We start from the raw sequence: 10,394 nt of genomic DNA on the forward strand, positions 1-10,394 counted from the left end.
CCCCTCACCCACCCGAACCCCCACCCCGCACCACCCGGCGTCCCCGTGCCGCAGCACGTTGGTCGTGGCCTCCCGCACCACCCACCCGAGCGCGGACTGCACCTCACCCGGCAGCCCGACCGCTTCCCCGGTCACCTCGCACGAGATCCCGGCGGCCGTCAACACGCTCTGCGCGCCCAGGAGTTCCGCACCGAGGTCGGCCTCGCGGTACCCCCGTACGACATCCCGTACCTCCCGCTGCGACTCCCGCGCGATCCGCTGCACCTCGATCATCTGGTCGACGGCCTCGGGCCGTTCACGCCGGGCGAGCTGTACCGCCAGCTCGCTCTTGAGGGCGATCACCGCCAGGTTCCGTCCCATCACGTCGTGCAGATCGCGCCCGAACCGCAGCCGTTCCTCGGCGACGGCGAGCCGGGCCCGGGTCTCGCGGGCCTCGTCGAGTTCGTAGACGGCGGTGAGCAGCCAGACGGAGAAGGCGCAGGTGAGCGCGATGAACCCGGCGCCGAACAGTACAGCCAACCCCGAGCCCAGGGCGGCGGTCACCGACAGGCCCAGGGGAAGGGCCACGGCGACCGCGCCCACAGCCAGCCCGGCCACCAGCGACAGCATCCGCAGTCTGCTGCGCAGGCCGAGGGTGAGGGTGCCGGTGCCGAAGGAGACCACCCCGGCGAACAGGCTGCCGGCGACGGTCTCCGTGTCATCGCCGCCCGGCCCGTGGGTGGCCAGGACGAGAGCCGCGAGCCCGATCGCCGTGGTGACCGCGCCGAGTGCGGCCATCAGCCGCAGCGGCTGCTCCCGCGTCCTGCGGACCCAGTCCAGTGCCCGGGACGCGGTGACACCGCAGAGCACGGCGTGCGCGCACACCAGCATGAACAGCCAGGGCGCGAGCCCCGCTCCCACCTGCCCGAGGACGGGCAGCCCGATCGCCGTGATCTCGACGAAGGGGAACAGATGGAACGACCAGCGCGTGTACGTCTCCACCTTCGCCGGCGTGCTCTTGCGCCCCCACCAGTTCAGCGGCCTCGGCCTGTCCATGTCCCCGCGCCCCCCGCTGTCCACTACCGCCGCGGTTCCCAGCGGAACCACCGTCGTACAGCAAACACCGACAGGACGGTCCAGGCCAGGCCGGTCAGTACGGCGCCCAGGGCCTCGTACGCCGACAGGTCGCCGGTCCAGGCGCCGCGTACGAGGGTGATCGCGGGCGTCAGCGGGAGCAGCTCGCAGACCGAGGCGAGCCGGTCGGGCAGCATCTCCAGCGGAACGGTCATCCCGGAGCCGGCGAACGAGAGGAGCATCAGCGGCAGCGAGGTGACCTGCGCGCTCTCGGTGGTCCGGCTGAAAGTGGCGGTGAGAGCGGCCAGCGCCACAGCTGTCACCAGCCCCAACAGCAACCCAATGATGGCGAGTTGGGGCGCCGACGGAGCGTCGAGATCGAGTACGACGGTACAGCCGACGGCGAGCAGCAGGCACTGTACGAGGCCTGTCATGGCCGCCGGGAGTGCCGTCCCGGTGAGTATCTCGACGTCGCGCAGCTCGCCGGTGCGCAGCCGCTTGAGCACGAGTTCCTCGCGCCGGGCGACGAAGGCGCCGATGAGGGCCGCGTACACGGCGAAGAGCAGCGAGAAGCCGACAGCGGCGGGCAGGACGAGCGTCCCGACGCTGAGCCCGGCCTCCTTCAGGTCCCCCTCCGGGACGGCCGACCGCACACTGATCGGCAGCACCAGCGGCACGAACAGGGCGGCGACCAGCGTCCCCTTGTTGCGCAGGAACAACGTCGCCTCGGCCCGAGCGAGGGCCCGCATTCGTCCGGCGGGAGTCGTAGCCGTACGACCGGTACCCACAACCGCACTCACGCGACACGCTCCTCAGTGACATCAGAAACCTCAGGAACACCAGGGACATCAGTGGCAACGGAACTCTCCACGCCCGCCGACGCCTCCCGGGCGATCCGCAGAAACGCCTCCTCCAGCGAGGCCGACCGCATGTCCAGCCCCCGCAGAGTGACCCCGGCCTGCTCCGCCCACACCAGCAACCGCGTTGCTACGCGCTGGAGTTCATGGGTACGCAGCCGTATGACGCGCCCCTCCTCCTCGTATCCGCTCACGCCGAGCGGGCCGAGCGGCGGCAGGTCGCCCACGAAGTACCCAGAGGGCAGTTCGAAGGAGATCCGGGACGGCTGCGAGGCGGTCACCTCGGCAGGTGTACCGGCGACGGCGATGCGCCCCTCGTGGAGGATGGCGAGCCGGTCGGCGAGGTCCTCCGCCTCCTCCAGGTAGTGCGTGGTGAGCAGCACGGTCGTACCGCCGTCGCGCAGCTCCCGTACCAACTCCCAGGTGGCGCGGCGCCCTTCGGCGTCGAGGCCGGTCGTCGGCTCGTCGAGGAACAGCACCTCGGGGCTGCCGAGAAGCGCGAGCGCGAGGTCGAGGCGCCGCCGCTCACCCCCGGACAGCTGCTTCACGCGTACGTCGGTCCGCCGCTCCAGCCCGACGAGCGCGAGCGCCTCCGCCTCGGGCCGCGCGCCGCTCGTGCAGCCGGCCCACATCCGCGCGGTCTCGCCGACGGTCAGCTCGGACGGGAAGCCGCCCTCCTGGAGCATCACACCGGTACGCGGCCGTACGGCGGCCCGCTCGGTGTACGGATCATGGCCCAGCACCCGCACGCGCCCCCCGGCCGGCGGCGCCAGCCCCTCCAGCACCTCGACGGTGGACGTCTTGCCGGCGCCGTTCGTGCCCAGCAGAGCGAAGATCTCCCCACGGCCCACGGAGAAGGACACCCCGCGCACCGCCTCGAACCCGCCCCCGTACACACGCCGCAGGTCAGTGACCTCAATCACGTGTTCGTGCTCGTTGGTTTCCATGTTTCTCAGCATCTCGGCCGAGAGGAGGGGAAGGCAGTGCGCGGTGTCATCACCCCGCATGACAAATGTCAGATGCCGGATGCCGGATGCCAGGCGACCGGCGGAATCGCGGGGCATACACGAAGAAGACCCCGGTCCAATGAACTGGACCGGGGTCTTGATCTGGAGCGGACGACCAGGTTCGAACTGGCGACCTCAACCTTGGCAAGGTTGCGCTCTACCAACTGAGCTACGTCCGCACGGCTTTCACCGACTGGCGCGGGCACCAGCCTACCTGATCCACAAGAGTGGTCAGACCGGCAGTGCAGAGCGGGTGACAGGAATTGCACACTGCGCCTTCCCCCTGGAAGGGGGATGTTCTACTACTGAACTACACCCGCAAGCTCCGTGAGCCGGGCCTTTCGGCCTTGCCCCTCGGCGTGTTCCAGACTCTAGCTGATCTGCGGGGGGTCAACGCAAGTCGGTTGTGCCGAGGGGCTGCTGGGGCGCTTCCGGATGGCTGCTGGATCGCTCCGGGATGGCTACTGCGCGGCGGTGAAGGCCTCGTACACCTTCTTGGGGATGCGTCCCCGGGTCGGCACATCAAACTTGTTGGCGAGGGCCCAGGCCCGGACTGCCGAGGGGTCGGGGGCGACCTCCGTCTGCTTGTACGTCTTGCCGGAGCGCGACCGCTTGCGGCCGGCGTCCACGTACGGCTCCAGCGCCTTACGCAGTTTCTTGGCATTGGTTTGATTCAGGTCGATCTCGTACGACTTGCCGTCGAGTCCGAAGGCGATCGTTTCCGCCGCTTCCGAGCCATCGATGTCGTCGGAGAGTGTGACCACGACACGCTGAGCCACGAATATCGGTCCCTTCGTGCGACACCTTGACCACGACGTGTGAAGGCGTCGGGAGGTGTCGGGAGATCTCGGTTGCCGGACAGTTATTGGGCAAAGTATCGGCTATTGCCTTTTCCTTTGTACAGTGCCCGGCAATGCAATGGGAAGACCGACTAAATCTGTCCGCGTGTCTCCCCGCAATAGACATCCTGGATGGGAACCGCGATCTTTCCCAGAATTTTTCGCGCTGGCACCGCTCTGATACCGGATCGTGATGCCGCCCTCCCGGGTTCCCGTAGATTCCTACAAATCTACCCGCGTAGAAATTTTGTGCGGGTAGTCTGAAGGAACCTGCTCAGCACCACACACCGGGAGTGCCAGTGGCACGCGTCGTAGTCGACGTCATGCTCAAGCCGGAGATCCTCGACCCCCAGGGCCAGGCGGTGCAGCGTGCACTGCCGCGTCTCGGTTTCGAAGGCGTCTCCGACGTACGTCAGGGAAAGCGATTCGAACTGGAAGTTGACGGACCGGTGGACGACGCCGCGCTCGCCCGCATCCATGATCTTGCGGAATCCTTCCTCGCCAACACCGTGATCGAGGACTTCACCGTGAAGGTGGAGGAGATGGTGGGGGAAGAGAAGTGACTGCTCGTATTGGAGTCGTCACCTTTCCGGGTTCCCTGGACGACCGGGACACCCAGCGCGCGATCCGCCTCGCGGGTGCCGAGCCGGTAGCTCTCTGGCACAAGGACAAGGACCTCAAGCAGGTCGACGCCGTGGTGCTGTGCGGCGGTTTCTCCTACGGCGACTATCTCCGGGCCGGTGCCATTGCGCGCTTCTCCCCGGTGATGGAGACCGTGATCGCGCAGGCGAAGTCGGGATTGCCGGTCCTCGGTATCTGCAACGGCTTCCAGATCCTCACCGAGGCCCACCTCCTCCCGGGCGCGATGCTCGGCAACAATCACCTGCACTTCATCTGCCGCGACCAGAAGCTGCGGGTGGAGAACGCGGACACCGCCTGGACCGCCGACTACGCCGCCGGCCAGGAGATCCAGATCCCGCTGAAGAACATGGACGGCCGGTACGTCGCCGACGAGCACACGCTCGACGAGCTGGAGGCCGAGGGCCGGGTCGTGTTCCGGTACGTCGCCCGTGGCGAAGCCACTGATGGATACGGCAACCCGAACGGTTCCCTCCGGGACATCGCCGGCATCACCAACGCCGCCGGGAACGTCGTGGGCCTCATGCCGCACCCGGAGCACGCGGTCGAGCCGCTGATCGGCAGCGGCCGTACGGACGGCCTCCCGTTCTTCACGTCGATCCTCAAGAAGCTGGTGGGCGCATGAGCCGGACGCCTCTGGACACGGTCGAGCACGCGGCCGAGACCCCCGACGTCGAGCTGCCCTGGGCCGAACTCGGCATGAAGAAGGACGAGTACGAGCGGGTCGTCGAGATCCTCGGCCGCCGCCCGACCGGCGCCGAGCTGGCCATGTACTCAGTCATGTGGTCCGAGCACTGCTCGTACAAGTCGTCGAAGGTGCACCTGCGCCAGTTCGGCGAGAAGGCCCCGCAGTCCGACGCGCTGCTCGTCGGTATCGGCGAGAACGCGGGCGTCGTCGACGTCGGCCAGGGCTACGCGGTCACCTTCAAGGTCGAGTCGCACAACCACCCGTCCTACGTCGAGCCCTACCAGGGCGCGGCCACGGGCGTCGGCGGCATCGTGCGCGACATCATCGCGATGGGCGCGCGCCCGGTGGCGGTCGTGGACCCCCTGCGCTTCGGTGCGGCGGATCACCCGGACACCAAGCGCGTCCTCCCGGGCGTCGTCGCCGGCATCGGCGGCTACGGCAACTGCCTCGGGCTCCCCAACATCGGCGGCGAGGTCGTCTTCGACGCCTGCTACCAGGGGAACCCGCTGGTCAACGCCGGTGCGATCGGTGTGATGCGGCACGAGGACATCCACCTGGCGAAGGCGTCGGGCCCAGGCAACAAGGTCATCCTGTACGGGGCCCGTACGGGCGGTGACGGCATCGGTGGCGCGTCGATCCTGGCCTCCGAGACCTTCGACGACGCGAAGCCGTCGAAGCGGCCCGCCGTCCAGGTCGGTGACCCCTTCCAGGAGAAGCTGCTCATCGAGTGCACCCTGGAGGCGTTCGCCGAGAAGCTGGTCGTCGGCATCCAGGACCTCGGCGCGGCCGGGCTCTCCTGCGCCACGTCCGAGCTGGCGTCCAACGGCTCGGGCGGCATGCGTGTCACCCTGGACGACGTACCTCTCCGCGACTCGACGCTCTCTCCCGAGGAAATCCTCATGAGCGAGTCGCAGGAACGCATGTGCGCGGTGGTCGAGCCGGAGAAGGTCGACCGATTCCTCGCCATCTGCGACAAGTGGGACGTCATCGCCACGGTGATCGGTGAGGTCACCGACGGCGACCGCCTCGAGATCTTCTGGCACGGCGGCAAGATCGTCGACGTCGACCCGCGCACGGTCGCACACGACGGCCCGGTCTACGAGCGCCCGTACGCCCGCCCCGACTGGCAGGACGCCCTCCAGGCGGACGACGCCAACAAGCTTGCGCGGCCGGTGACTTCAGAAGACCTGAAGGCACAGGTAGTGGCGCTGGTCTCGTCCCCCAACCAGGCGTCCAAGTCCTGGATCACCTCCCAGTACGACCGCTTCGTGCAGGGCAACACGGTGTTGGCCCAGCCCGAGGACTCCGGGATGATCCGCATCGACGAGACGACCGGCCTGGGCGTCGCCATCGCGACGGACGGCAACGGCCGCTTCGCCAAGCTCGACCCGTACGCGGGCGCGCAGTTGGCGCTGTCGGAGGCCTACCGCAACGTGGCGACGACGGGTGCGAAGCCCCTCGCCGTCTCCGACTGCCTGAACTTCGGTTCGCCCGAAGACCCGGCGGTGATGTGGCAGTTCGCGGAGGCGGTACGTGGACTCGCGGACGCCTGCCAGCAGTTGGGCACCCCGGTGACCGGCGGCAACGTCTCCCTCTACAACCAGACCGGCGATGTCGCCATCCACCCGACGCCGGTCGTCGCGGTCCTGGGCGTCATCGACGACGTGGCACGGCGGACGCCGGTCGCGTTCCAGGAGGAGGGGCAGCTGCTGTACCTCCTCGGGGACACGCGCGAGGAGTTCAGCGGCTCGGCGTGGTCGCAGGTCGTGCACGACCACCTGGGTGGCCTGCCCCCCAAGGTCGACCTGGAGAGGGAGCGTCTCCTGGCCGAGATCCTGATCTCCGCCTCCCGTGACGGCATGATCGACTCCGCGCACGACCTGTCCGACGGCGGCCTGATCCAGGCGGTCGTCGAGTCGGCGCTGCAGGGTGGGAAGGGCGCGCGTCTCGTCGTACCCGACGGGCTCGACGCGTTCACCCTCCTGTTCTCGGAGTCGGCGGGCCGCGCGGTCGTCGCCGTCCCGCGCTCGGAGGAACTCCGCTTCAACGACATGTGCGGGGCGCGGGGCCTGCCGGTGACGCGGATCGGCGTCGTCGACGGTGACGCGGTGGAGCTGCAGGGCGAGTTCACGCTCACCCTCGCCGAATTGCGCGAGGCGCACGAGGGGACGATCCCGGCGCTGCTGGCGTAGTCGATTCTGGCTGTACGACGATGAGGGCCCCGTCTGCCGGTTGGCAGGCGGGGCCCTCATCGGTCCAGGCGGTGGATCAGAAGCCGATCGGGTTGACGTAGGTGCCCGGGTGGGTGGCGCCGTCCTGCTTGAGGATCTGGCCGCCGAAGGGCCACGTCAGGGTGAAGTGCGTCGTCTCGTTCGGCGGGGTGACGAGGAAGGTCTTCGGGACGAACTTCTCCTTCTTCGGCGTGGACTTGGCGACCGGGAGCAGGTTGATGCTGAAGTCCACCGTGTCGCCCTTCTCCAGGGTGATCTTCACGGGCCTCTTGGCGGAGCGCGCCAGCGACCACGTCCCATCCGTCGACTGGGCGCCGACCATGTCGACACCGGGGAAGCCGGACAGCGTGCAGGTGCGCGAGTTCTTGTTGGTGAACCAGATGAACGCCTGCGTCTGCTTCGTGGTCTGCCCCATCTCCGGCGCGGCGTCGCCCCCCGTGGCGAAACCGGCCTTCAGGTCGGCGGTGTGGCAGCGGGTCGGAGCGGCCTTGGCGGTGGTGGCGGCCGAGGCCGGGACGGTGGTGACGGCGTAGCCGCCGGCGACGACAGCGGCCAGGGCGACGGCGGCGAGCTTGTTGTTCATGGAGTCTCTGGTTCCCCTCGTGTACGGATTGGCACGCGGGTCAGTGCGCGCCTACGCATCTGAAGAGGTGGGGGGCTCGGAGGAGGTTGGGTGGGCCGTCCATCATTTTCTCGACAGTCGGGTAACTGATGTCACCGCTTCGTACACGTGCGTCTCGTCGTACCGGACGGGCTCGACGCGTTCACTCTCCTTGCTCGTCGGACTACTACCTGAAGGTGAACTCGGTCTCCGTCCGATACCGAGCAGTGTGCTGAAACCCCGTCATTTTCCGTAAGAAGGCTGTGAGGCTGTGTCTGTTGAGTTCACCGCCTGTACCTACCAGTACAGGCGGGGCCCGGTCGTCCTTGACGGACTCAGCTTTGCCTTTCCCCCGGGTCGTACCGTCCTGCTCAAGGGCATGTCACGACGTGAGGCGTGGGACGGCGCCCTGGAGGCACTCGGGCGTGTGGGACTCGCCAAGAAGGCCGGCCGGCAGGCGGCATCGTTGTCCGGCGGACAGCTGCGCAGGGTCGGTGTCGCCCAGACGCTGGTGCACTCCTGTCGGCTCATGCTGATGGACGAACCGACAGCAGGACTGGACCCCGCTCAGCGGGGGACCTTCCGGAGGGTTGTCGAGGAGCTCTCCGAGAGCGCCGATGTCGTTGTCTCCACCCACCAGACCGAGGACTCTCCGAGGTCTACGACCACGTCGTCGTCCTGTCGGATGGGATGGTCCGATTCAGCGGCACCGTCGAGGAGTTCTACACCCAGGCCCCGGACGACACAGCGTCGGGCCGAGTCGCGGACGGCGCTTACGCGGCTGTTCTCGGCGGGGGCGAAGCATGGTGATGTTCCGCCTCCACCCGCGAGCCGGCTCGGCGGTCATCACTGCTCCGCTGCTGTTGGTCATCGTCGCCCTCTACGTCTCCTCGGACTACATAGCCGGGGACCTGGACGGCTACTGGACCGCGGCCATCGCCAAGGCGGCCTCGGCCCTGATCTTCATCGCCCCGGTCACCGCGGCCTGTGCCGCCTGGGAAGCCGGAAGACTCCGCCGCGCCAAAATCGGGGCCGGAACTCCGACCCGCAACGGATGGCAGATCGCCGCAGCAACCCTCGCGCGGCGGTCATTCTGCTGGGTTTCTCGCCCTCGCGGCGGCCCTCGCAGTGGCCCGCTTGCAGATGGATTCTCCGCCCGGGTGGCGCGATGTTCGGATCATCGCATCGGCCGGCGTCATCGTTTGCGCCCACGCTGTCGTCGGCTACGCGGTCGGCATGTGGCTGCCCGCGGTGGCCGCCGTCCCGGTGGTACTCGTCGGCGACTACCTGTGGAACGTGTACCCGCCCGCGATGGAGCCCCTGTGGCTGCGCCACCTCACCCGGCCTGCCTCCGGCTGCTGCATGAACACCTTCGCGGCTGACCCCGGGGGCATCGGGGCACCCGCGCTCCTGGCTCTCGGTCTGGCCGCACTGGCCATCGCCGCTGCGGCTGCCTCCGGCCACACACCCCGGCTGGGGAACCTGCTTGGCTTCGTCCCGTACTTGCAACGACTGGCACGAGAGATGGAACGACCATGACTCCTCACCGCATGTCGGAAGCCACCTGGCACAAGTCCTCGTACAGCAACGACTCAGGCGGTAACTGCGTAGAGGTCGCCAACCTCACCCCCACCCGTGCCCGCATAGCCCTCCGTGACTCCAAGAATCCCCAAGGGCCCGCCCTCCTCCTCCCCCCGTCAGCCTTCACAGCGTTCGTGTCCCACGTCCGCCAGATGCGCCGCCCGTAGGGAGGAAAAGCAGGTGTGTCCCGATGTCCCGGGCCTACGGAACCTGGCGATAAACGTCACGACGGTTGGCGACGGCCAGGACCCACACGACGAGTTGGCCGTCCTCGACCGTGTAGACAACGCGGCAGTCGCCCACTCTGAGTCGCCAGCGGGCGTCGTGCCCCTGGAGCGCCTTGACGTCGAACGCGGTCGTGTCCCCCGCATCCATCGCCTTCTGGAGTCCGGCGAGGCGATGGAGGATGCGCAGGGCCTCAGGGCGTTGGGTTTTCAGCATGTCCCGCTGGGCGTGAGGCGTGAAGCGCGTGGCGTATCCCATGGTCAGTCCTGGGTGCGGAGGAGGGCGGCCATCTCTTCGAGTGAGACCGAGCCCTCCGTGCCCTCGGACTCCGCTTCGTCAGCCAGCCGGTTCAGCCATGTCTCTTCGGCGTTCTCGGCGATGTGGCGCAGCCGCTGGTACTCCTGGATGTCGATCACGACGGCTTCCTGCTTGCCGCGCCGCGTGATGACCGTCGGCGTCTCATCACGGCGAGCGCGATCGATGACGTCAGCGAGGTGGCTGCGGACCTCGGCCATGGATTCGATCACCGGGTCATTCATGTCATGAATGTAACAGATGTACATGAGGGGCGTCCGATGACTTCGAACCAAGCGAATTGATCGACCTGATCGACCTGATCGAAAGAACCTGAATTCCCGGAGCCCCGCCCCATCGACTACCCGCCCCACCGACT

Annotated in this window: 12 protein-coding genes, 2 tRNA genes and 1 pseudogene; 6 read left to right on the forward strand and 9 right to left on the reverse strand. The window is 68.0% G+C overall.

The features are described from left to right. The 6 genes from ADL01_RS15220 to ADL01_RS15245 all read right to left on the reverse strand — a co-directional run. Positions 1–1,035 (reverse strand): sensor histidine kinase (locus ADL01_RS15220; protein ID WP_078960535.1); only part of this gene is annotated, 1,035 nt, incomplete at its 3' end. A gap of 23 nt (positions 1,036–1,058) precedes the next feature. Beyond that, positions 1,059–1,802 carry an ABC transporter permease gene (locus ADL01_RS15225; RefSeq protein ID WP_053742526.1) on the reverse strand — a complete coding sequence of 248 codons (744 nt, stop codon included), beginning with the start codon at positions 1,800–1,802 and terminating at the stop codon, positions 1,059–1,061. Between the two features lie 47 nt (positions 1,803–1,849). Further along, the gene (locus ADL01_RS15230; protein ID WP_053742535.1) at positions 1,850–2,857 is read right to left on the reverse strand and encodes an ABC transporter ATP-binding protein; all 1,008 of its coding nucleotides are present in this window, start codon (positions 2,855–2,857) and stop codon (positions 1,850–1,852) included. A 163-nt stretch (positions 2,858–3,020) separates the two neighbouring features. Further along, positions 3,021–3,096, reverse strand: a tRNA-Gly gene (locus tag ADL01_RS15235). A 69-nt stretch (positions 3,097–3,165) separates the two neighbouring features. Further along, positions 3,166–3,237, reverse strand: a tRNA-Gly gene (locus ADL01_RS15240). Between the two features lie 141 nt (positions 3,238–3,378). Further along, the gene (locus tag ADL01_RS15245; RefSeq protein ID WP_053742527.1) at positions 3,379–3,696 is read right to left on the reverse strand and encodes a histone-like nucleoid-structuring protein Lsr2; all 318 of its coding nucleotides are present in this window, start codon (positions 3,694–3,696) and stop codon (positions 3,379–3,381) included. A 359-nt stretch (positions 3,697–4,055) separates the two neighbouring features. Here ADL01_RS15245 and purS point away from each other — a divergent pair, with 359 nt between their 5' ends. Genes purS through purL form a run of 3 tightly spaced genes read left to right on the forward strand, consistent with a single transcriptional unit; the run spans position 4,056 to position 7,275 of the window. After that, on the forward strand, positions 4,056–4,319 hold the full coding sequence (gene purS, locus ADL01_RS15250; protein ID WP_006377276.1) for a phosphoribosylformylglycinamidine synthase subunit PurS: 264 nt from the start codon (positions 4,056–4,058) through the stop codon (positions 4,317–4,319). Continuing rightward, on the forward strand, positions 4,316–5,020 hold the full coding sequence (purQ, locus tag ADL01_RS15255; RefSeq protein ID WP_053742528.1) for a phosphoribosylformylglycinamidine synthase subunit PurQ: 705 nt from the start codon (positions 4,316–4,318) through the stop codon (positions 5,018–5,020). Before purS ends, purQ begins: the two co-directional genes overlap by 4 nt. Beyond that, complete coding sequence (gene purL / locus ADL01_RS15260) at positions 5,017–7,275, forward strand: phosphoribosylformylglycinamidine synthase subunit PurL (RefSeq protein ID WP_053742529.1); 2,259 nt, start codon at positions 5,017–5,019, stop codon at positions 7,273–7,275. The genes purQ and purL overlap by 4 nt, the downstream gene beginning before the upstream one ends. Positions 7,276–7,351: 76 nt before the next feature. Here the strand turns inward: purL and ADL01_RS15265 are convergent, their stop codons facing one another. Then, entirely contained in the window at positions 7,352–7,897 is a 546-nt protein-coding gene (locus ADL01_RS15265) for a DUF4232 domain-containing protein (protein ID WP_053742530.1), read from the reverse strand. 397 nt (positions 7,898–8,294) lie between these two features. On the opposite strand from ADL01_RS15265, the pseudogene ADL01_RS47505 reads away from it, so the two are divergent. From ADL01_RS47505 to ADL01_RS41970, 3 genes and pseudogenes are all read left to right on the forward strand, one after another. Next, positions 8,295–8,498, forward strand: a pseudogene (locus tag ADL01_RS47505) (ATP-binding cassette domain-containing protein); the annotation flags it as partial. Positions 8,499–9,052: 554 nt separating this feature from the next. After that, entirely contained in the window at positions 9,053–9,454 is a 402-nt protein-coding gene (locus ADL01_RS15270) for a hypothetical protein (protein ID WP_159049529.1), read from the forward strand. 11 nt (positions 9,455–9,465) lie between these two features. Continuing rightward, positions 9,466–9,663 carry a DUF397 domain-containing protein gene (locus ADL01_RS41970; RefSeq protein WP_324614605.1) on the forward strand — a complete coding sequence of 66 codons (198 nt, stop codon included), beginning with the start codon at positions 9,466–9,468 and terminating at the stop codon, positions 9,661–9,663. Between the two features lie 34 nt (positions 9,664–9,697). On the opposite strand, the gene ADL01_RS15275 is transcribed toward ADL01_RS41970, so the two are convergent. Continuing rightward, on the reverse strand, positions 9,698–9,979 hold the full coding sequence (locus tag ADL01_RS15275) for a type II toxin-antitoxin system RelE family toxin (protein WP_053742532.1): 282 nt from the start codon (positions 9,977–9,979) through the stop codon (positions 9,698–9,700). Between the two features lie 2 nt (positions 9,980–9,981). Further along, positions 9,982–10,260, reverse strand: coding sequence for a type II toxin-antitoxin system Phd/YefM family antitoxin (locus ADL01_RS15280; protein WP_234354642.1), 279 nt, complete (start codon positions 10,258–10,260; stop codon positions 9,982–9,984). Positions 10,261–10,394 lie beyond the last annotated feature (134 nt).

The sequence above is a fragment of the Streptomyces sp. NRRL WC-3618 genome, from assembly GCF_001280005.1.
In the GTDB taxonomy this organism is placed as follows: Bacteria; Actinomycetota; Actinomycetes; order Streptomycetales; family Streptomycetaceae; genus Streptomyces.